General features: G+C 39.2%; 18 protein-coding genes and 1 riboswitch. Of the genes, 17 read left to right on the forward strand and 1 reads right to left on the reverse strand.

Annotation, left to right across the window (positions count from 1 at the left end; all coding sequences use genetic code 11):
* Positions 1-24: 24 nt before the first annotated feature.
* The 5 genes from BMZ31_RS06235 (at position 25) to BMZ31_RS06255 (ending at position 6,914) form a co-directional block, all read left to right on the forward strand.
* Positions 25-774, forward strand: a complete 750-nt coding sequence (locus tag BMZ31_RS06235; protein WP_090830869.1) for a hypothetical protein — start codon at positions 25-27, stop codon at positions 772-774.
* 43 nt (positions 775-817) lie between these two features.
* The gene (locus tag BMZ31_RS06240) at positions 818-1,744 is read left to right on the forward strand and encodes an FTR1 family iron permease (RefSeq protein WP_090830870.1); all 927 of its coding nucleotides are present in this window, start codon (positions 818-820) and stop codon (positions 1,742-1,744) included.
* 274 nt (positions 1,745-2,018) lie between these two features.
* Positions 2,019-3,476 carry a hypothetical protein gene (locus tag BMZ31_RS06245; protein ID WP_090830871.1) on the forward strand — a complete coding sequence of 486 codons (1,458 nt, stop codon included), beginning with the start codon at positions 2,019-2,021 and terminating at the stop codon, positions 3,474-3,476.
* Positions 3,469-5,241 (forward strand): excinuclease ABC subunit UvrC, encoded by a 1,773-nt coding sequence (gene uvrC / locus BMZ31_RS06250; RefSeq protein ID WP_090830872.1) that lies wholly within the window; start codon positions 3,469-3,471, stop codon positions 5,239-5,241. Before BMZ31_RS06245 ends, uvrC begins: the two co-directional genes overlap by 8 nt.
* A 67-nt stretch (positions 5,242-5,308) precedes the next feature.
* A riboswitch (Lysine riboswitch) is annotated at positions 5,309-5,484 on the forward strand.
* 200 nt (positions 5,485-5,684) lie between these two features.
* The gene (locus BMZ31_RS06255; protein ID WP_090830873.1) at positions 5,685-6,914 is read left to right on the forward strand and encodes an aspartate kinase; all 1,230 of its coding nucleotides are present in this window, start codon (positions 5,685-5,687) and stop codon (positions 6,912-6,914) included.
* 50 nt (positions 6,915-6,964) lie between these two features.
* Here the strand turns inward: BMZ31_RS06255 and BMZ31_RS06260 are convergent, their stop codons facing one another.
* The gene (locus tag BMZ31_RS06260; RefSeq protein ID WP_254778641.1) at positions 6,965-7,417 is read right to left on the reverse strand and encodes a YslB family protein; all 453 of its coding nucleotides are present in this window, start codon (positions 7,415-7,417) and stop codon (positions 6,965-6,967) included.
* A gap of 402 nt (positions 7,418-7,819) precedes the next feature.
* Here BMZ31_RS06260 and BMZ31_RS06265 point away from each other — a divergent pair, with 402 nt between their 5' ends.
* The 12 genes from BMZ31_RS06265 to rph all read left to right on the forward strand — a co-directional run bounded on the left by BMZ31_RS06265 (position 7,820) and on the right by rph (position 23,434).
* On the forward strand, positions 7,820-8,431 hold the full coding sequence (locus BMZ31_RS06265; RefSeq protein WP_090830874.1) for a succinate dehydrogenase cytochrome b558 subunit: 612 nt from the start codon (positions 7,820-7,822) through the stop codon (positions 8,429-8,431).
* A gap of 143 nt (positions 8,432-8,574) precedes the next feature.
* Positions 8,575-10,335 (forward strand): succinate dehydrogenase flavoprotein subunit, encoded by a 1,761-nt coding sequence (gene sdhA, locus BMZ31_RS06270; RefSeq protein ID WP_090830875.1) that lies wholly within the window; start codon positions 8,575-8,577, stop codon positions 10,333-10,335.
* A gap of 6 nt (positions 10,336-10,341) precedes the next feature.
* Positions 10,342-11,100, forward strand: a complete 759-nt coding sequence (gene sdhB / locus BMZ31_RS06275) for a succinate dehydrogenase iron-sulfur subunit (RefSeq protein WP_090830876.1) — start codon at positions 10,342-10,344, stop codon at positions 11,098-11,100.
* A 332-nt stretch (positions 11,101-11,432) separates the two neighbouring features.
* Positions 11,433-12,206, forward strand: a complete 774-nt coding sequence (locus BMZ31_RS06280; RefSeq protein WP_090830877.1) for a Cof-type HAD-IIB family hydrolase — start codon at positions 11,433-11,435, stop codon at positions 12,204-12,206.
* A gap of 142 nt (positions 12,207-12,348) precedes the next feature.
* Entirely contained in the window at positions 12,349-12,933 is a 585-nt protein-coding gene (locus tag BMZ31_RS06285; RefSeq protein ID WP_090831380.1) for a class D sortase, read from the forward strand.
* 228 nt (positions 12,934-13,161) lie between these two features.
* A complete protein-coding gene (gene pulA, locus BMZ31_RS20705) occupies positions 13,162-18,801 on the forward strand; it encodes a type I pullulanase (RefSeq protein WP_254778643.1) in 5,640 nt (1,879 codons plus the stop codon).
* Between the two features lie 134 nt (positions 18,802-18,935).
* A complete protein-coding gene (locus BMZ31_RS06295; RefSeq protein ID WP_090830878.1) occupies positions 18,936-19,400 on the forward strand; it encodes an acyl-CoA thioesterase in 465 nt (154 codons plus the stop codon).
* Positions 19,401-19,548: 148 nt separating this feature from the next.
* Complete coding sequence (gene gerE, locus BMZ31_RS06300; protein ID WP_009796032.1) at positions 19,549-19,773, forward strand: spore germination transcription factor GerE; 225 nt, start codon at positions 19,549-19,551, stop codon at positions 19,771-19,773.
* Between the two features lie 294 nt (positions 19,774-20,067).
* The gene (locus BMZ31_RS06305) at positions 20,068-20,517 is read left to right on the forward strand and encodes a MarR family winged helix-turn-helix transcriptional regulator (RefSeq protein WP_090830879.1); all 450 of its coding nucleotides are present in this window, start codon (positions 20,068-20,070) and stop codon (positions 20,515-20,517) included.
* Positions 20,518-20,536: 19 nt separating this feature from the next.
* Complete coding sequence (racE, locus tag BMZ31_RS06310) at positions 20,537-21,337, forward strand: glutamate racemase (protein ID WP_090830880.1); 801 nt, start codon at positions 20,537-20,539, stop codon at positions 21,335-21,337.
* Positions 21,338-21,488: 151 nt separating this feature from the next.
* Positions 21,489-22,553: a GerMN domain-containing protein gene (locus BMZ31_RS06315; protein WP_090830881.1), complete on the forward strand. Its 1,065-nt coding sequence runs from the start codon at positions 21,489-21,491 to the stop codon at positions 22,551-22,553.
* Positions 22,554-22,666: 113 nt separating this feature from the next.
* Positions 22,667-23,434, forward strand: coding sequence for a ribonuclease PH (rph, locus tag BMZ31_RS06320; protein ID WP_090830882.1), 768 nt, complete (start codon positions 22,667-22,669; stop codon positions 23,432-23,434).
* The last annotated feature ends 2 nt before the right edge of the window (positions 23,435-23,436 follow it).

Consider the following 23,436-nt stretch of genomic DNA (forward strand, 5'->3'; position numbering starts at 1 on the left):
TGGAAATGTAGGAGGGAACGTATAGTGAAAAAAATAGCTGGTTTGTGTGTTTTATTGATATTCATTCTCAATAACGTTTTTTCAACTCAAGCATTTGCGTATTCTTATGGGGATCCAAATGAAGAGAAAGTTGCCGAAACTTATAAGCAAATGCTCGTTAAGCTTGATGAAAACCCTCCGAATTTTACTGAAGCTAAGAAAGTTTATGAGTCAGTTCAAGAAGAAATTGATATGCACATGGGGAAAGAACCAAGTGAAATCATCCTAAAGAACTTGGAAGACGAAGATAAAGAGAGTACGATTGAAAACATGGAGAAATTGCTCGTGTTAAATATTGCTCGTCGTCTCGAAGGTATTGAAAAGAATTTTGAAGAATATGATACGAGCAAAAAATTGTTAGCCAAAGGATTCGCTACATATGAAGCAATGTCAAGCAAAGTGGAAGCAGAAAATCCTGAAACGAACCAAGCGATAAAGAATGATTTTGAAGAGGCACTTGCCTCTCTTGGAAATCCAGGATTGTTCGGAGTCGGAAAAAAGGATGCAGATAAGAAAGTCTTTATTGAAAATAAAGAGGCAATCTTAGACGCTCTTAAGAGGGAATATGACATCAAGAGTCTCGAGGTTGGGCATTTTTCCGAGAGTGCAACCGAAACGGATAGTGGTAAAAAAGAATGGACGGACACTTCTAACATAAAGAACTGGATTCCAATCATCCTCATTGTAGGATTGATTGCAGCTATCATCATTTATACGATTCGAAAAAGAAAATAGATATTACTAACAGGTAAATCTTCTTGAGAGAGGGGAAACAATTGTGGAGATACAAGCGTTATTGATAACTTTTCGTGAGGTTTTGGAAGCCCTTTTAATTGTCGGCATCATCACGACTTACTTAAAGAGAACGAATAATCAAAAGTTCACCAAATATGTTTGGCTGGGTGCGGGTCTTGCAGTATTAGCCAGTGTCGGTGTGGCAATGTTATTCCAAGTTGTCTTTACAGGCTTCACTGCGATGGGCAGTGAAATGTATTTGAAAATAGGGATTATGGTCGTTTCTACTGTATTGCTCACACAGATGGTATTTTGGATGGCCAGCCATAGCCGTAATTTAAAAGGCAATATGGAAGGCAAGATGAATCAATTCATTACAGCAGGGAATATTGTCGGAATGGTTATTCACTCCTTCCTCGTCGTTCTTCGTGAAGGTGTAGAAACAGTATTTTTCTTTGCAGCTATCACAGGCGGGAATATCGGGGCTGCAATGCAGGGATGGGGTGCGATTACAGGTGCCGTAATTGCTGCAACAATTTCTTACTTCTTCTTTAAAGGAACGATGAGAATTCCATTAAAGAGCTTCTTTAAAGTTACTGGTGCATTCATCATCTTGATTTCTGCAGGGCTTCTTGTTCAAGCAATCAGTATGATGCAGGATATTAATTTGATTGGTAGCGTAGTGCCACACTTATATGACATTACATGGTTGTTGCCTGAACATCCAATCGATTATGCTCATTATTTACGTGATCATGGAGTAGCACCATTGCTATCAGGTGACGTAGGCATTTTCTTAAAAGCATTGTTTGGTTATTCATCCATGCCATCAATTGAAGAAGTTGTCGCTTATATCGGTTATTTTGCAGCGATTTATCTTTTGACTTCTTCTAAAACGAATAAGGAAAAAGCTGTGAAATCTGCAGAGACTGTTACAAAGATGAACGTTTTAAATCCACAAGCAAAATAAAAATAATCTCTCTCTCAAATTTTGAAAAGTACAGAGTTTCATTCTCTGTACTTTTCTTCTATTCTCAAAGCTCTTTTCGTAAACTTTGTAGTTATTGGATCAAGAAAAAGCCGGCATTAGGGCTTTTTCTATACCAAAGTCAAAAGAATTTTTGCGGTTAAAATTTTATTTGGAGGAAAAGAGCACGAAATAAGAATCTATACGCGTTTTTGCTATAATCGTAAAAGCAACACTCTATGCGAAAACAGCCATTACAAAAGAAGATGGTGAAAGTGTGAAAGGCAATCCATTCTTACAGATAATCAGTATCGTTGCAATCATAGTAGTATTTATTTGTCAGTTTGTGTTCTTAAATCCTTTTGTATCGACCTGGGATCAGGTCGATTTCTCGCTTGCATTGGAGCGTTTTGATCTTTTGCAAATGCAACCTCATTTCCCGGGCTATCCCTATTTTATACTTGGTGGCATGTTTATTCATTTTCTATCTGGTGGGATGGTTGAGTCATTAACTATTTTCAGCATTCTGTTTTATCTTACAAGTATTTATCCCATTTACTATCTGTCTTGCCATTTTGTGAAGCGGGAGTATACCTGGTTGGTAACCGCTATTACTTATACATCGAGTTATACGGTTGTCATGGTGAATCAGCCCATCTCTGAGGGAGCGGCCTTAGCGACTTTATGGTGGCTGATGTGGAGCATATTTATTGCGTTGAAGTCAGATAGAAAAATAATCTATATAGTTCCGCTATTCTTTTTAAGTGCGTTGTTTGGTATTCGACTATCATATATTCCATTCGCGATTGGGGTAGCTCTATTATTTTTTCAAAAATGGAAGGATGGAAAGCTTTCAGTAAAGGAATTAGGACAATATGCTAGCATTGCAATTTTCTTTCAATTGATTTGGGTTGCAGGTCTTGTGGCATCTGAAGGCAGTGTAGAAGGATTTATCAAACTTTCTTTAGCTTTCACGAACGGTCATTTCCAGGAATGGGGTGGATCAGTAGGTACAAGTCAGCTAACTATCATAGAACGAATCTACTATTTACTTGTCAAAAATATTTATTGGACTGGATTATCCGGGGAAAATGTAGTACTAGCTGTTTTATACGCTGCTATGCTGATTTTCGTGGTGTATACTTTATTTAGTAAGAACCGAAGAGTCGATAGGCAGTTTTACCCTTTGCTTTGGATGGTTCTCGCTTATTTTCTTTGGTCATTGTTTGCTCAAAATATCGAGAAAGCCCGTCATGCTCTTCCTATCATCATTATGATCGTATTCTGGTTATGGATAACACTTTTTTCAAAACGTTGCCAATCATGGATTCTCGCCTTGGCCATATCAATCTTGGCTGTCCAATGTTACACTGGCCTAAATTTAGTGAGAGAACAAGCAACGATAAAACCGGCAATCTATCAAATGGCCGACTTCCTTTCGGGGTATGAAGAGCCTATTGTGGTGTATACTTGGGAAGAAACAAGGGTATTGCAATATTTGGGTGTACCTTTTTCACATAAGCGTGTTTTGACATATGAACTATTCAAAGAAGACTCAAAAAATTATCGAGATCGAAGTATTCTCCTGACAAATAAAGTAGTTGAAGGATTTAGAGCTCAAGGTATCGAAATGACTGACCTGAAGAGAATCAAAATGTTCCACTCAAATGAACTATTTGATCCCGTATATCATGATATAACATTGTATGAATGGGGAGGTGACCGGGATGAATGAATTGATTAAGCATAAATTGACGCTGCTCCCAGATCAGCCGGGCTGTTACTTAATGAAGGACAGGCAAGGAACAATCATATACGTGGGAAAAGCAAAGGTATTAAAAAATCGTGTGCGTTCCTATTTTACCGGTTCCCATGATGGAAAGACGCTAAGACTTGTGAATGAGATTGAGGATTTTGAATATATCGTTACATCGTCCGATATGGAAGCTCTCATTTTGGAACTGAACTTAATCAAGAAACATGATCCAAAATATAACATCATGTTAAAGGATGACAAAACATATCCTTTCATCAAGCTTACCTCAGAACGGCATCCAAAGCTTATTATCACGAGGAAGGTAAAAAAAGATCATGGTAAATATTTTGGACCATACCCGAATGTTCATGCAGCGAATGAAACGAAAAAGCTGCTTGACCGTATTTATCCTCTTCGCAAATGTGCGACATTACCTGATCGTGTTTGTCTTTATTATCACCTTGGCCAATGTTTGGCTCCCTGTGTTAAGGACGTTAGTGAGGGTCAATATAAATCCATTGTTGAAGATATTACCCGTTTTTTAAACGGCGGTTATAAAGAAATCAAAAAAGAACTTTCGGGAAAAATGATGGCTGCAGCAGAAGAATTGGATTTTGAACGTGCAAAGGAATTTCGTGATAAGATATCACATATTGAAGCGACGATGGAAAAACAAAAAATGACGATGACCGATTTTACGGATCGAGATGTGTTTGGGTATTCCGTAGATAAGGGCTGGATGTGTGTCCAAGTATTTTTTGTCCGACAAGGGAAGTTGATAGAACGTGATGTTTCGATGTTTCCGATTTATGATGAGCCAGAAGGAGAAATACTTACATTCCTTGGACAGTTTTACTCTAAACCTAATCATTTTAAGCCTAAGGAAATCCTTATTCCGAATTCAATAGATCGCCAAATGGCAGAAGAACTTTTACAAGTCAAAGTAATCAACCCTCAAAGAGGGCAGAAAAAGGACCTTGTAAAGCTTGCTGTCAAAAATGCCAAAATCGCACTGAGTGAAAAATTCTCGTTAATTGATAGGGACGAAGACCGTACGATTAAAGCCGTCGAAAACTTAGGTTCAGCACTTGGTATTTATACACCGCATCGCATTGAATCTTTCGATAACTCCAATATTCAAGGTACAAATCCTGTTTCGGCACTTGTTGTATTTTTGGACGGGAAGCCTCACAAAAAGGAATATCGAAAGTATAAAATCAAGACGGTTGAAGGTCCAGATGATTACGAATCAATGAGGGAAACAGTCCGAAGAAGATACTCAAGGGTTCTCAAAGAAGGTTTGCCTCTTCCTGATCTGATCATTGTCGATGGTGGTAAAGGACATATTGAATCAGTGAGGGACGTCCTTGAAAATGAGTTAGGTTTGGATATCCCTCTTGCTGGTTTGGCAAAAGATGATAAGCACCGGACCTCACAATTGCTTTACGGGAATCCGCTAGAAGTCATTCCACTGGATCGAAATAGCCAGGAGTTTTATTTACTTCAACGAATTCAAGATGAAGTCCACCGATTTGCGATTACTTTCCATCGTCAAGTTAGAGGGAAAAGTGTTTTTCAGTCGCTTTTGGATGATATTCCAGGTATCGGTGAAAAACGTAAAAAACTGCTGTTAAAAGAATTCGGTTCCGTAAAAAAAATGAAAGAAGCTACCCTTGAACAAATGTTGGGAATAGGCATCCCAGTAGCTGTTGCCGAAGAGTTAATGAGAAAGTTACAAGAATAGCATTGTTATGTGTTTTTCACTGTGCTATAATGAGAAAAATTTAAACACTCACTTTATTTAGCATAAAAGTGAAGGTAGAGGTGCGAACTTCAATAGTAGAAGCTGGGAGGGGAATGAGCTCTGTTGATTGGCTTTGAAAGGGGAGGTCGCCGAAGTGGGGAAAGACTCATTCTTTTCTTGCTGGTTCTGTATTGAATAAATGCAGAATTGTCAGGACGCCTGTCTTGGAGAGCTATCTTACATTGTCATGCGTTGGAATCATTCTGCGTATACGAAGCAATGGGGATCTCTTTTCCTCATTGCTTTTTTGTATTTGGCTGTTTAAGGACAAGTTGATTTTACGTACTTTGTAGATTGGAGCGGAAATCAACAGGAAATGTTAACAAATCCTTTTATTTACTCCCGTTAATCAGGTGAATTCTTAATGGAAAGAAGGGGAAGAAATGGGACTAGTAGTCCAAAAGTTTGGTGGAACTTCTGTGGGGAATACGGAGAGAATCCAAAATGTTGCTCAACGCGTAATTGAAGAAAAAAATCGTGGGAATGATGTAGTTGTTGTCGTATCGGCTATGGGAAAAACAACAGATCATCTTGTAACGATGGCAAAAGAGATTTCAAGCCAGCCGAATAAGCGTGAAATGGATATGCTGTTAACGACCGGTGAACAAATCACCATTTCTCTATTGGCAATGGCATTACAGGAAAAGGGCGTAGAGGCAATTTCCTTCACAGGTTGGCAGGCGGGAATTCAAACTGAAGCCATCCACGGAAATTCGCGAATAGCCAATATCGATATTGGTGCGGTCAAAGATCAGCTTTCTAGTGGAAAGGTTGTCGTAGTCGCTGGATTTCAGGGAGTAACAGAGAACGGAGAAATTACCACTTTAGGACGTGGCGGTTCCGATACGACTGCTGTAGCTCTTGCCGCTGCTCTTTCAGCGGATAAATGTGACATTTATACAGATGTAACAGGCGTTTTCACAACAGATCCCCGTTATGTGAAGGAAGCAAGAAAATTATTGTCCGTATCCTATGATGAAATGCTTGAACTTGCAAATCTAGGTGCAGGAGTCCTTCATCCAAGAGCAGTAGAGTTTGCGAAAAATTATAAAGTGGCACTTGAGGTTCGTTCTAGCCTTGAAAAGGTTGAGGGCACCATGATAGAGGAGGAAGCTTCAATGGAACAAAATTTAGTTGTCCGCGGTGTAGCATTTGAAGATGAAATTACACGAGTAACGGTACTTGGTTTACCGAACTCATTGGCAAGCTTGTCGACTATTTTTACGACACTAGCGCGCCATCAAATAAATGTGGATATTATCATTCAAAGCACAACTAGTGAAAAATCGGCGAACTTGTCTTTCTCCATTAAAACAGAAGATTTGCAGGAAACGCTTGACGTATTAAACAGCAATCAACATATCCTTCAATTCGAAAATATCGAATCTGAACAAGGACTTGCGAAAGTTTCTATTGTTGGATCTGGTATGATTTCAAATCCAGGTGTGGCAGCTGAAATGTTTGAGGTTCTTGCGCAACAACAAATTCAAGTAAAAATGGTTAGTACATCTGAAATTAAAGTATCGACAGTGGTAAACCAGGAAGACATGCTTAATGCGGTTCAAGCATTGCATGAAGCTTTCCATCTATCGGAATCACCAATAAACGCATAAAAAAGAAGCCTTCATTGACCGATGAAGGCTTCTTTTGCTAGCTGCAATAGTTATGTTGTTTGATCTTTCTTATCCCATTTAACTGTAAAGACGGCCTTATATCCCTTCTTTGCCGGGTGTTCGTAAGCTTCTGTAATCGTTTCTTTATGATATTCGATTTGTTGAGCAAGGAATCCAGCTTCAAGTTGGAAGAAGTGCTCAGCCTTTGTGGAATTTCTTGAAGAAAGTAATGGACTTACCAATTCGAATTCCATTTCACTTTTTGTTTCTTTTTTTAAGATGAGTGTTCCCCATGATGCTTTTTCATAAAAGTCGATAATTTCGTCCATCGTTTGCAACGGGTATTTTCGTGCCAATCTCTTTCCCGCCCAGTATAAAATTTCAGGTGTGTTTTTACCTAAAAGTTCCGGCAATAGAGTATCACGAAGCAATTCATAGCCAAACTTTGAGATGGTTGCCGGCATGTCAGTCGCAGTTTGTTCAGTTGATGTTAAGTTGCTCAAGCGTATCCCCTCTTTCTATCACTCTATTATATACATTCGTCCCGGGAAATTCAGAACTATTTTCTGTTAAATTTGTGTAACAGGGTGTATGAAATTTCGTTATTTTAGTATACCTGAGATGTACTATCTCTAAAACATTTTTCATAAAAAACCAAATGCGAATTTTCAAAAATATGTAGCCTTTCATGATATCAATATATTTAAAAGATTTCATTTTTTATAAAATATTTATGTATACGTTTTCTTGACGCTCTATCATGATGGGAGTAAAATGAACATGTCACATAATTGTAAAAAATGAGGATTTACTTTTTAAGGTGATGAAGGGTTTCTCTGCCTTCTTCGGAATTATAGCAGAGTATGAATCTTTGTGCTGTTTTTAACATTTAAGGGGGTAAATTTATGGCTGGTAACCGAGAGTTTTTTTATCGCAGACTGCACTCATTGCTAGGAGTTATTCCTGTTGGATTATTCCTTGTTCAGCATCTTGTAGTCAATCATTTTGCTACAGGGGGAGAAGAGTCTTTTAACAAAGCAGCAGGATTTATGGAACATCTTCCTTTCCGTTTCGTCCTTGAGACTTTTATTATTTTCCTGCCATTATTGTTTCATGCACTCTATGGACTTTATATTGCTTTCACGGCTAAAAATAACACTAGCAGATTCGGTTTCTTCCGAAATTGGATGTTCACGCTACAACGTGTTTCGGGTGTTATCACTTTAGTATTCGTAACTTGGCACGTTTGGGAAACAAGAGTTGCGGCAGCATTCGGCACAAAAGTCAATTTCGACATGATGGAAAACATTTTGTCTAATCCTTTCATGTTCTGGTTTTACATTGTGGGTGTTATCTCGACAATTTTCCACTTTGCTAACGGACTATGGTCATTCATGGTAAGCTGGGGAATCACTGTAACACCAAGATCACAAAAGATTGCTACATATGTTACATTAGGAATTTTCGTGGCTCTTTCAATCGTAGGAGTTCGCGCATTACTTGCATTCACTATCTAAGCTTTAGAAAATTATTCATTAATATGAAAAATAGTAGGATTAGAGCTTTTTATCACGATACGAATTTTAACTAAGAAAATTGTCTAGCTTCAGCGCCGAATGCGGGGCGCTTGCGCTTTTCTTAATAGAGGGAGTGAGTCACAATGAGTAAGGGCAAGGTGATTGTTGTCGGTGGCGGTTTGGCCGGCTTAATGGCAACTATTAAGGTTGCAGAATCGGGAACTCCGGTCGAACTGTTTTCACTTGTACCAGTGAAACGTTCACACTCTGTATGTGCACAGGGTGGAATTAACGGAGCTGTTAATACAAAGGGTGAAGGTGACTCTCCATGGGAGCACTTTGATGATTCAGTTTACGGAGGAGACTTCTTGGCGAATCAGCCGCCAGTAAAGGCAATGTGTGAAGCGGCACCAGGAATCATCCACTTATTAGACCGTATGGGTGTTATGTTCAACCGTACGCCAGAAGGACTACTAGACTTCCGCCGCTTTGGGGGAACACAGCATCACCGTACAGCATTCGCAGGCGCAACTACAGGACAGCAGCTTCTTTATGCTCTTGATGAGCAAGTTCGCCGTTATGAAGTGGCAGGCCTTGTTACTAAATACGAGGGCTGGGAATTCCTTGGAGCTGTTGTGGACGACGAAGGCATTTGCCGTGGGGTTGTCGCTCAGAATCTTACATCTATGGAAATCAAGTCTTTCGCGGGTGACGCTGTAATTATGGCAACGGGCGGACCTGGAATTATTTTTGGTAAGTCAACGAACTCTGTTATCAACACAGGTGCTGCTGCATCGATCGTTTATCAACAGGGTGCTTACTATGCAAACGGTGAATTCATTCAAATTCACCCTACAGCAATTCCTGGAGATGACAAGCTTCGTCTTATGAGTGAATCTGCTCGTGGTGAAGGTGGCCGTGTATGGACATATAAAGACGGTAAGCCATGGTATTTCCTTGAAGAGAAATATCCAGCTTACGGGAACCTTGTTCCACGTGATATTGCAACTCGTGAAATTTTTGACGTTTGCGTTGAGCAGAAGCTCGGGATCAATGGCGAAAACATGGTATACCTTGATCTTTCCCATAAAGATCCTAAGGAATTAGATATTAAACTAGGCGGAATCATCGAGATCTATGAAAAATTCATGGGTGACGATCCGCGTAAAGTTCCAATGAAAATATTCCCGGCTGTTCATTATTCAATGGGCGGACTTTGGGTTGATTATGATCAAATGACAAACATCCCTGGCTTGTTTGCAGCTGGTGAGTGTGACTATTCTCAACATGGTGCAAACCGTCTAGGTGCTAACTCACTTCTATCTGCGATTTACGGTGGTATGGTTGCAGGTCCAAATGCGGTTCGATACATTGGCGGACTTGAAAAAAGTTCTCACGCAGTATCATCATCCGTATTTGAGAACCATGTAAGACAAGAAGAAGCTAAGTGGAACTCAATCATGAGTCTAAATGGTAATGAAAATGCTTATATCCTTCACAAAGAGTTGGGTGAATGGATGACTGACAACGTAACAGTTGTACGTCACAACGATAAGCTATTGAAAACAGATGAGAAGATTGTTGAACTTCTTGAGCGTTATCAAAAAATCAACATCAACGATACAGCGAAATGGAGCAATCAAGGGGCAGTATTTACTCGCCAACTTCAAAACATGCTTCAATTAGCTCGTGTTATTACAATTGGTGCCTACAATCGTAATGAAAGCCGTGGTGCTCATTACAAGCCGGAATTCCCAGAAAGAAATGATGAGGAATTCTTAAAGACAACAATGGCAAAATTTGTGGATGCTTCTTCAGCACCTGAATTCCATTACGAAGATGTAGATACTTCATTAATTCAGCCGCGTAAGCGTGACTATTCTAAAACGAAAAAAGGGGAGTAGAAAGGCATGTCTGAGAAAACAGTGAAATTTATTATTACCCGTCAAGATCGCCCTGACTCTGCCCCTTATCAGGAAGAGTTTGAATTAGCTTACCGTCCAAACATGAACGTTATTTCTGCATTGATGGAAATCCGCAGAAACCCTGTAAATGCTAAAGGTAAAGACTCAACACCAATTACTTGGGATATGAACTGCTTGGAGGAAGTTTGTGGGGCATGTTCGATGGTCATTAATGGCAAGCCGCGTCAATCATGTACAGCACTTGTTGACCAACTAGAACAGCCAATCCGCCTTGAGCCAATGCGTACTTTCCCTGTCGTTCGTGACTTGCAGGTAGACCGCAGCCGCATGTTCGATAGCTTAAAGAAAGTGAAGGCTTGGATTCCAATTGATGGTACTTACGATTTAGGACCTGGACCACGTATGCCTGAAAAGAAACGTCAATGGGCATATGAATTGTCTAAGTGTATGACTTGTGGTGTCTGCTTAGAGGCTTGTCCAAATGTTAACAGCAAGTCAAACTTCATTGGACCTGCGCCATTATCTCAAGTTCGCTTATTCAACGCACATCCAACTGGTGAAATGAATAAATCCGAACGTTTAGACGCTATCATGGGTGACGGAGGGTTAGCAAACTGCGGTAACTCTCAAAACTGTGTTCAATCTTGTCCAAAAGGAATTCCTTTGACAACTTCGATCGCGGCTCTAAACCGTGATACTACGTTCCAATCATTTAAAAACTTCTTCGGTAGCGATCAAGTATAATTAAGACGAAAAACCTCTTTTCCGTTTGGGAAAGAGGTTTTCTTTTTTTAGGCTATGTTAAATGTGCCTGTTGATTTCCGCGGGCGGTCGGGGAGCCTCCTCGTCGCTTTGCTCCTGCGGGGTCTCCCCTGACACGCTTCTCCCGCAGGAGTCTTCGTGCCTTGCGCTCCAATTAACATTGTTCAAAAATCAACATTAAACCTTATCAGAGCCTTTTTTAAAAAGTCTGTAATTACTTTTTCGAGTACTTGAAAGTAGGAAAACTTGTAGGGTCTAGAGAATTAATTAATCTAACATATTATTAAAGGATAATTCATTTAAAGGGGATTCTTATGGAATACAAGATTGTATTTTTCGATGTGGATGGAACGATTACGCATCATGAAGACGGAAGTATCTCAACAAAAACAAAAGAAGCAATAAAAGAATTAAAAAACAAAGGCATAAAGGTAGTTGCTGCAACAGGAAGGCCATTATCTTTGTGTGAAGAAATAAGAGAATTAGGAATTGATACTTTCATCACGGCAAATGGTGGGTATGCAAAGCATAATCAAAATGTGATTCATAAAGTACCGATGAATCAAGAAATAGTCAAAGAAGTATTGGAATTTGCGTACAATGAGAATCATGGCCTATCATTTTTTACTGAAGAATTTAGTATGAACGGTGTAAAAGATATCGAAATCCTAAAGGCTTTGAAAGAAACTTTGTCATTGAATGATTATCCGGTGATAAAGGAAATGATTCATCAGGAGGAAATATACTTGATGTGTTTATATGCAAATGACGAAACAGTTGAGAAATACATGGACAACTTTCCGTATCTCACTTTTCAGAGATGGCACCCTTATGTACTTAATGTATTACAGGAGGAGATTTCTAAATCCTTAGCAATCATTAAAGTCTTGCAGTATTTCAATATTGATAAATCAGAGGCCATTGCATTTGGTGATGGAGAGAATGATATCGACATGCTGGAATTAGTAGGACTCGGTATAGCCATGGGAAATGGGAATGAAAAATTAAAAAAAGTAGCCGATTTCGTAACGAAGAAGTCGAGTGAAGACGGAATTGAGTTTGCATTACAACATTATGGAATCATATAAACGCGGTCTAGGGAGCTCTATTTTCACAAACAGATTAAATTACATTCCTTTAGTGTAGAGCCCATATGATAAAGAAATAATTTCCTATATCTGCTATAATCATAGTAATTCATTACGACTATTAAGAGTGAGTGTGAGTGAAATGAAATTTAAATCTCTTTTGCCTCTATTGTTTATTGTGGTTGGGATAGTGATTATCGGTATAGGTGGCTGGCAAATCCTTGATTCAAAAACCCAGACAGAAGATTCTTTAGAAGTTGCTAAAAAAATTGTTGAAAAAAATTCGGATCTTAAAGGTACCAAGAATAAGGACGATGAGCCGTTTACTCCTTTTGTTGGTGAAACGGTAGGTTTATTGGAGTTACCGCGCATAAAATCAGAGTTAGCAATTATTGAAGGAACGGACGAGGATGATTTAAAAAAAGGTGTCGGACATTATAAAGGCTCCTACTATCCAGGAGAAAATGGTCAAATCGTTTTATCAGGCCATCGTGATACTGTCTTTAGACGATTGGGAGAACTGAAAATTGGTGATCCTCTAAAAGTGAAAATGCCATATGGCAATTATGATTACGAAATCATTGGTACTAAAATTGTCGAGGCGGATGATACGAGTATCATTACACTCCAAAAAGAGAATGAAGAATTGGTCGTAACGACATGCTATCCTTTTTCATATGTAGGAGATGCTCCTCAGCGCTATATCATTTATGCAAAGAAAAAATGAATTCAATTATTTAACCATAGGAATCCTATGGTTTTTTTGTCGAAAAGGCAAACTAAAAAGTCGGAAAAACGCCTTCTTTTAGAATTGAATAAATAACACTAGAATGATAACCTTATATTAACTGTTGTGAAAGCGATTGCATAAGCTTGATAGTTTATATACAGTTATTTTTTTTCGCAAATGTGCAAACGTTTTCACTCTAGTAATATTTTGTAAGGAGGACCTCGGATGAGAAGGATATTATCACTTTTGCTAGCCTTCGTACTTGTAATAAGTACATTTTCAACACCTTTATCGTTACAGTCTGCCGCTGCAGAAAAGACTTACGAAAAAGTTGTACTTAGAGGCAATGCAGAGACGTTAGATTGGGGATCGGACAACAATCCATTGACTTATGATGAAACGGAAGGTAATTGGAAAACTAGTCCCATCAGTCTCCAAGGAGGCAAAGAAGTAGAATACAAGTTTGTGATGGATGGAAACTGGATGAGTGGGGAAAACCTACGCTTTACACCACCTCAAACAGGAGATTATATTTTTGTATTTTATCCAGAGAATGAAAGAAAGGTAGATGTCAGGCTAGATTTTTCGAAATTCACTGGCAAGCTGACATTGGATGTAACTCTTCCAGCTGGTACACCAGAATGGATCACGCCGACTATCGGTTCTTCACTAAATGGATTTAACTATGCAGTCACGCCGTTAACGAAAACTGCTGACGGCAAATGGACAGTAACACTCGCTGGAAATGAAAATGAATCAATAGAGTACCTATATTCACTCGGAGATGCAAAATTCACCGAGAACCGAACAGAGAAAAGAAAAGCTACCTTTACAAAAGAAGGAACGGTCTATCAGGATTCCGTTGAAAAATGGAGTGGTGTACCCGTTGCCAAAGATGTAAAACATGACTATTCCATCTCTCCTGCGGTTCCTAGCAGCAATGATGAGGTAGAGGTTAAAGTAACGGTGAAACATTACGGCACGGTTGATGCAGGGGCCGTTTATTTTACTACGGATGGAAAACTTCCTAAAGGAGCAAGAGGAACTGTTACTGCAGGTAATGCCGTATCCTTAGTGGAAGATTCTGCAACCACTGAAAATGGAATTACAACCACTATATTTAAGGGGATCATTCCTAAACAAGCCAATGATACACCTGTGAAGTACATAATTGATGTTTGGGATCAAGATGGTGCAGGCTCTCAATTTGCTGATTCCAACAGTTTAGTAGCCAAAGATGCCACTTCCTTTGCCTATTATGTGGATGATTTTCAATCGCCGCAATGGGCTAAGGATGCAACGATTTATCATATTTTTGTAGATCGCTTTAACGATGGCGATGTGAACAATAACCGCTCAGTAAATAAGGATTTGCCATATGATGAGCAGTTGAAAGGCTGGATGGGTGGAGATTTGAAAGGAATCCAGGATAAGTTGGATTACATTTCCGATTTAGGTGTAAATACCATTTGGATTTCTCCTGTTTTCAAGGGGCCGTACTCACATGGCTATCATCCGAAGGATTTCAAACAAATTGATGACCGCTTTGGTGATCCAGAAACAATGAAGGAATTAATAAAAGCGGCACATGCAAAGAATATCAAAGTCGTCTATGATTTTGTTGCTAATCATACCTCGAATCAGCATTCCTTCTTCCAGGATGCTTTAACAAAAGGGAAAGACAGCCCGTATTATAACTGGTATTCGTTCGAAGAATGGCCAAACAAATACAAAACGTTTTACGGCATTTCAGAACTGCCAGAATTGAACAATGAGAATCCTGAAGTAAGAAATTATATGATTAACGATGTAGTACCATATTGGTTGACGGAATTGGATTTCGATGGCTTCCGTCTTGACTATGCGAAAGGTCCAAGTTATAGCTATTGGGTGGATTTCCGCCATAAAGTAAAGCAAACAAAACCTAATGCATTTATTTTCGGTGAGATTTGGGATAGCAGAGAAAAAATCAATTCATACGCAGGGGAACTAGATGGAGCACTTGACTTCGTACTGAATGACGCGCTTGTAAATACTTTTGCTAAAAACCAATCAATGACTGAATTAAGCGATACTATTAATGCAAACATTGAGACTTATCCGAAAGAATATGTAATGTCTTCTTTCTTGGATAGTCATGATAAACCACGCTTTATCTTTGAAGCTGGTGGAGATGTCGAAAAGTTGAAGCTTGCTGCTTCCACGCAATTGACTTTGCCTGGCGCACCTGTCATTTACTATGGTGACGAAGTGGGGCTGTCACAAAGTAAAGACCATAACTCTGTGAGTGACTGGAAAGATCGTTACTACCGTGAATTTATGGTGTGGGATGAAGCGAAGCAAAATCAGGATTTAAAGAGTTATTATAAGAAACTAATTAGCCTTAGGAATAAAGAAAAGGCGTTAAGAACTGGCGATTATCAAAAATTATTTGCTGACCAAAATGTGTTGGCATACGAACGTGAAGATGAGACAGGGAAATTCCTTGTTGTTGTAAACAAAGGTTCAGAGAATAAAGAAATCGATGTGAATCAACTTTATAATCAAACGGAAATCCAAAATGTTACTTTAACTGATGCTTTAGGTACAGAAAAAATCTCAAATGATGCTGAAGGAGATCTTACTTTTACAAGTGAAGGTAAAGGCTTTGAGATTTATGAAGTGGAAGGGACTTTAGAATACTCGGATCAACCGTTAGATCGTAACAAAGTCTACAATAAGGTGGTTCTTAGAGGTTCTGCACCATTAACATGGTCAGAGGACAATCAGCCACTAACTTACGATTCTGTTGAGAAAGTATGGAAGAGTAATCCAGTTAGCTTAACAAAAGGGGAAAAAGTCGAATTTAAATTTGTAAGAGACGAGCAATGGCTTGAAGGGGACAATTTATCTTTTGTTCCAGAGTTTAGTGATAAATATGTCTTCGTGTTCCATGCTTTGGATCAACGTAAAATAGACGTTCGCCTCGCTGAGCAAAAGGTAACAACGAAAGTTAAGGTTCATTACCAACCGAAAGCAGGAGATATAAAGGATTGGAACCTATGGGTGTGGGCAGAAGGAAAGGATGGAAAGGCATATCCTTTCACTGGTCAAGACTCATTTGGGAAATATGCTGAAATAGAGCTTGATGGCGACCATAACCGAGTAGGATTCATTGTTCGCACAGATAGCTGGGAGAAAGACGGCGGAGATCGCTGGATTGAAGATGTATGGTACGGACAGGATGAAGTATGGATAAAAGCGGGCGACGATAAAGTATATTTAAGTCCTCCAGATGGCGAATATCGTGATTTGCCAGTTTACGATGAACTAGAAGTAACTTTTAATTATTACAGATATGACCTGAACTATAAGGATTGGGATATTTGGGTTTGGACAGACAAATCAGAGGGACAGGCATTGCCGCTCTCTAAAGAAACTTCATTTGGTAAACAAGGTACGATTAAGTTGACGAATTTAAACGGTGCCTCAAAAGTAGGTTTTATTGTTCGTAAATCGGACTGGTCTGCGAAAGATATTGCAGAAGATCGATACATCACAGATTTTACAAGTGATGGAAAAGCTCAGGTATGGTTGGCTCAAGGTCAAAAACGGATTTATGATAATCCAGCAAAAATTGATCGTAATCCACGTATTATCAAAGCGGCAATCGACGAACTAAACAAAATCTCATTTGAGACAAACTTTCCGTTCGCCATTGAAGAAGGAAAAAATCCAGGAATCGTTTTAGATGGAGCAGCAATTAAGAGTGTTGAAGCTGTAGGGGATACTAAGACCGGATTAACAAATAAAGTCACCATTACGACGGAAGAAGAGCTTGATCTTGCGAGAGTTTACAAGATTAGTAAAGAAGGCTTTGGAGATGCAACCGTCACGATGGGGAAAGTAATTGGTAGCCAGTCATTTGAAGACCGTTTTTATTATGCAGGAAGTGACCTTGGAAACACTTATTCTAAGGAAAAAACGAAGTTCCGATTATGGGCACCAACTGCAAGTGAAGCTAAATTAGTTACTTATGAAAAATGGGATAGCCCTCAAGGACAAGAAATTGCGATGACACGTGCTGAAAATGGTACATGGACCGCACAACTGAATGGTGACCAAAAAGGACTTCTTTACACGTACAAAGTGAAAATCGGCGATACGTGGAATGAAGCGGTAGATCCATATGTTCGTGCCGTAGCGGTCAATGGAGACAAAGGTGCGGTAGTCGACTTAAGCAAGACAACTCCGAAGGATTGGAAAAAGAAAAAGCCGATCTTTAATAATCCTGAAGACGCGATTATTTATGAGACACACGTCCGTGATCTTACTATCCAAGCGGAGAGTGGAGTCAGCAAAGCCAATAAGGGTAAATTCCTAGGCGTAGCAGAAAAGAATACTAAAGGCCCGAATGGCGTGAAAACAGGTTTGAGCCATATCAAAGACCTTGGTGTTACTCACGTACAATTTATTCCGATGTATGATTACAATACAGCTAGTGTGGATGAGACAAAACTTGATCAACCACAGTATAACTGGGGATATGATCCTAAGAACTACAACGTTCCAGAGGGATCTTATTCAACAGATCCATATTCACCGACGGTCAGAATTAATGAAATGAAGCAAATGATTCAAGCGCTTCATGATAACCAGCTTCGCGTTGTGATGGACGTTGTTTACAATCATATGTTTAATGCTTTCGAATCAAACTTCCACAAACTTGTACCTGGTTACTATTACCGTTACAACGATGATGGAACGCTAGCTAACGGAACAGGAGTAGGGAATGATACTGCGTCAGAACATAAGATGATGCGCAAATTCATCGTAGACTCTGTTACGTATTGGGCGAAGGAGTACAATATTGATGGATTCCGTTTCGATTTGATGGGTATCCATGATGTGGAAACAATGAATCAAGTTCGTGCAGCGCTTGATAAAATCGATCCTTCCATCATTGTCATTGGGGAAGGATGGGATTTGAATACTCCGCTGGATCCAGCTCAAAAAGCAAATCAAAAGAATGCATCTAAAATGGACGGTATCGCTCATTTTAATGATGACATTCGTGATGGATTAAAAGGAAGCGTGTTCGAGGAAAAAGATAATGGTTTCATTAACGGGAAATCAGGCATGGAAACACGCATCAAAAAAGGTGTTGTTGGTGGAATCACATACAATGATACTATCAAAACATTTGCAAAAGATCCTGAACAAACAGTTACTTATGTAGAAGCACATGACAATCATACGCTTTGGGATAAGTTAAAGCTTACAAATGGAAATGATACTGATGCCGATCGCAAAAAGATGCACAAATTGGCAAGCTCGATTATATTGACATCTCAAGGTGTTTCTTTTGTACATGCGGGTCAGGAATTCATGAGAACAAAGAATGGAGATCATAATAGCTATAAGTCTCCAGATAGCGTAAACCAACTTGACTGGAAACGAAGAAGCGAATTTAATGCAGAAGTGGAATACTTTAAAGGTCTGGTAAAGCTCAGAAAAGCTCATAAAGTATTCCGTTTGACAACAGAGGAAGAGATAAAGAAAAAGCTTACTTTTATCGAATCTCCTAAAAATACTGTTGCTTTTGCCTTAAATGAAAATAAAAATGGTACAGAGAAAATCGCAGTTGCTTACAATGCGAATCGCACTGCTGTTGAAGTTAAATTGCCTGCAAAAGGCAATTGGCACATCCTAGTTAACGGTGAGAAAGCTGGTAACAAGTCACTCGGAGTTATTAAAGGTGACAAAGTAACAGTTCCACCTTTAAGTACGTATGTGCTTGAATTGAATCATGATGGAACCATTCACGAAATTTTTGAGTGGTTAAAGAAATTTCAATTTCAATTATTTACAAGATTCTCTTGGTAAATGAAATGATGAAGCTCCTGTTTTTAAACAGGGGCTTTTTTTGATGTAGTATTAAAAGGTTTTTCTTTCAAAATTTTCCGTCTATTATTATAATAGAAAAATGAATAGTTATTCATTTTAGGAGGCTGAAGAATATGAGCAAAATGACATACATTCAAGATATGGACAGTTGGACAAAAGGGTTTGATTTTTTTAGCCCGGTCAAAGTGAGATTTTCAGAAACGGACATGTTTGGTCATTTGAACAATACAGTGACTTTTGCATATTTTGAAGAAGCAAGGATTGAATATTTTAAAAGCAAAGGATTTATGCAGGATTGGATCAATCCAAAGAATGAAACGATTCCTGTAGTAGCTAATTTGCAATGTGATTATGTGAAACAGGTTTTCTTTGGGGAAGAACTTAGGATTTATGTGAAAGCAGATACCATTGGAACGTCTTCTGTGGACCTTCATTACATGGCAACACGAAAAGATGGGGAAGTTTGTTTCACAGGCAGGGGAACGGTAGTTCAGATTTCAAAAAAGACGGGAAGAGGCGTTCCGTGGACGGAAGAAATGAAGGGATTATTCCTCTCAAACACTAACGTTCAAGCTTAAAACATAACAAAAACACATTTTTATCACTATTTCATTCTCCAAGCATAAATATAGTCACTTCATAAGAATTGTTCACATAGTATATGGTGACTAAATATATACCCATCCCACGATTCATAACTGGCGAAGGCAAGGAGGGTTACAATACTTGAAAGAGAATGAATACACGCACAAGCCGTTACTCACCAAACGTGAAAGAGAAGTATTCGAGTTATTAGTTCAAGACAAAACAACGAAGGAAATCGCTGGTGAATTGTTTATAAGCGAAAAAACGGTTCGTAATCACATTTCCAATGCTATGCAAAAGCTTGGTGTTAAGGGGCGTTCACAAGCAGTTGTAGAGCTCCTCCGTATGGGAGAGCTAGAACTTTAAAAAAAACCGGCATCCTTCTAGGACGCCGGTTTATATTTTATTATCTTGGAAACACTGCTCCAACTATGGCAAGGACATGTTACTGGACTGTTTTTACAGTTTCATTCAAGATTCTATCCTAAAGTTCCGTCTTTTTTCACAATAAGCTTGGCATTGCAGATTTCAATCTTGAAATTTTGATGAAAAAAGGTGAAAATAAAATCACGAGGATGGCCAATAGCTTCTAGAGCTAGCATAAATGGTTTAGGCGCATTCGTTAGCTGGAATAGGTGAGAGCCGGAGGAGCTGTAGAGGATGAAAGTTGAAAATGCACAAATTACTGACATGACTGTCGTAGCGAATATTGAAAAAGAATTAAGGTATATTTCTGGGATTATCAAGCAAAAAGGAAGGGAAATCCTAAGTAATTATACGATTACACCTCCTCAGTTCGTTGCATTGCAATGGCTTTTTGAAGACGGAGATATGACAATTGGTGAATTATCCAATAAAATGTTCTTAGCATGTAGCACAACAACAGACCTTGTTGATCGTATGGAGAAGAATGAATTGGTCATGCGCGTAAAAGATCCGAATGACCGAAGAGTGGTTCGTATCCATTTGCTTTCTGAGGGAGAGCGGATTATTGAAGAAGTAATCAAGAAGCGACAAGGCTACTTAAATGAAGTATTAACAAACTTTTCTGATGAAGAAATTCAGATTCTTCAAGGAAGCTTGACGAAACTGCATCAAGAAATGCGTTAACAAATGAGGCGGGATACAATTGAAGAAATCAATAGGTGTTATTGATTCAGGCGTTGGAGGTTTGACTGTTGCCAGAGAAATTATGAGGCAGCTCCCCAACGAAAAAATCACCTATCTAGGTGATACGGCAAGATGCCCGTATGGACCAAGACCTGAGCATGAGGTAAAAAAATTCACTTGGCAGATGACCAACTTCTTATTGGGGAAAAATATGAAGATGCTGGTGATAGCCTGTAATACAGCAACTGCGGTTGCATTAGATGAAATTCGCAAAAAATTGGATATACCTGTGATTGGGGTTATTTACCCAGGTGCAAGAGCAGCTATCAAAATGACGGACAACTATCAAATTGGTGTAATTGGCACGTCAGTCACCGTCAAAAGCGGGGCATACGAAAAAGCGTTAAAATCGCTTAATAGTAAGGTGGCCATTCAGAGTCTTGCGTGTCCGAAGTTTGTGCCACTCGTTGAAAGTGGAGAATACGATGGACCTTTAGCTAGCAAAGTTGTAGAGGAATCATTGCAGCCTCTAAAGAATCAAAGGTTGGATACATTGATACTGGGTTGTACGCATTATCCTCTATTGGAGCCACTTGTGAAAGAAACGATGGGCGACAAGGTGAATATTATCAGTTCAGGTGATGAGACAGCCCGAGAAATCAGTACGATTATACAACATTATGGTTTGCTGGAGACAGATGAGGACGAACCACACCATGAATTCTTCACAACTGGGTCTAGCGAAATCTTTTCAAAGATTGCTTCTAGTTGGATTGGTAAACCGATTACGAATGTTGAAACCATTAAATTAGGTACATAAGAAAGCAATTCCTTCAAAGGAATTGCTTTTTTTGTCGGAAATTGAATCATAAAAACATTGCAAGGAATGTCCTATTTTTATTTCTAAGTCGGTCTAAATTTTGAATAGGCTCGTATACATGATAGTACAAACTGTCTTAGGAGGGATTGCAATGTCTATAAATAAAAAAACAACTTTAGTTTCCGCAGTATTGGTATCATCGGTTCTTCTATCTGGCTGCGGGCTGTTCGGTGGTGAAGCGCAAAAGAAAATTGATCCGCCAAAAAGCGTAACTTATACGAACGATGGCAATAAGACAACCGTAACGGAAGCTGGAAAAGACAGCGCTAAAGAAGAAGGAGTTCAAAATTCATTAAAAACAGAACTATACCTTCTCGATAAAAATGGTTATGTTGTGCCGCAAACATTAGAATTGCCAAAGACTGATGGGGTGGCAAAACAAGCAGTCGAATATCTCGTGGAAAATGGACCTGTCAGCGAAATGCTGCCAAACGGATTTAGAGCAGTATTACCTGCAGAAACACAAGTATCTGTCGCAATTAAAGATGGAGTGGCAGTAGTAGACTTCTCTAAGGAGTTTAAGAACTATCAGCCAGAGGATGAGCTGAAGATTCTTCAGTCTGTTACTTGGACGCTCACTCAATTTGATTCAGTCAAAGAAGTGAAGATGAAAATGAATGGCCATGAGCTAACTGAAATGCCTGTGAATGGAACTCCAATCAGCGAAGGTATGACAAGGGCCAGCGGAATTAATATTGACACATCTGAAGTAACAGATATCATGAATACAAAACCAGTAACGGTTTACTACCTTGGTGGAGAAGAAGGTTCTTATTACTATGTTCCTGTTACTCGCCGTGTAAGTAACAACATGAAGGATAATGTCGAGGCGGTTGTCAATCAACTCGTTCATGGTCCTGGTAATTCATCAAGCCTAATGAGCGATTTCCAAGCGGGTGTCAAATTAGTGGAAGCTCCAAAAGTGGAAAATGGAAAAGTTACTCTGAACTTTAATGAGTCCGTTTTTGGCAGCTTTGAAGAAAAAGTGATTTCCCAACACCTTTTGAATGCGCTGGTTCTTTCATTAACAGAGCAAAAAGGCATTGAAAGTGTAGCTGTCATGGTAAATGGCAAAGCTGAACTTGTGGATGAGGAAGGCAAGAAGTTAACAGAGCCAGTAACTCGTCCAGAAAAAGTCAATACGGGTAGTTTCTAATAAAAGATATTTGTTATACTATATGTGTACAATAAAAGAGGCAGACATGAGCTGCCTCTTCTTTATTTTAATAAGCAAGAATGGTCTTTGAAATGGATAGGAGGAACTGCAACATGCGTCACGATGGTAGAGAAACATTGCAATTGAGACCGATACATATTGAAACGAATTATTTGAAGCATCCAGAGGGATCTGTACTTATTAGCGTAGGTGATACAAAAGTAATCTGTAATGCAACAATTGAAGACAGAGTGCCTCCTTTTATGCGTAATCAGGGAAAGGGCTGGATTACAGCTGAGTACTCTATGCTTCCACGCGCAACTGAACAACGTAATATCCGTGAGTCTTCCAAAGGGAAAGTGACGGGAAGGACCATGGAAATTCAAAGGTTAATCGGACGCGCTCTAAGAGCTGTCGTTGATCTTGAAGCGATTGGTGAGCGCACGGTGTGGATTGACTGTGATGTTATTCAGGCTGATGGCGGAACGCGAACCGCTTCGATCACAGGCGCTTTTATCGCCATGACAATGGCCCTTAATGAGTTAGTCGAAAAAAAGAATCTCAGCACTTTTCCGATTACGGATTATTTGGCAGCGACAAGTGTGGGGATATTAGCGGATGGTCAAGCAGTCCTTGATCTTGATTATGTTGAAGATTCTCAAGCGATGGTAGACATGAATGTAGTAATGACAGGTGCAGGCCAATTTGTTGAGCTCCAAGGGACAGGTGAAGAAGCTACTTTCTCATACAATCAATTGCAAGAATTATTAAAAGCCGCAGAAAAAGGCATAATGGAACTTTTTGAACATCAAAGTAGCGCATTAGGTGAAACGATTTCTGCTAAAATTGATGAGAGAAGGAACATGGCAAAGGAGAGATAAGT

It is taken from the genome of Bacillus sp. cl95 (assembly GCF_900115925.1).
In the GTDB taxonomy this organism is placed as follows: domain Bacteria; phylum Bacillota; class Bacilli; order Bacillales; family Cytobacillaceae; genus Neobacillus_A.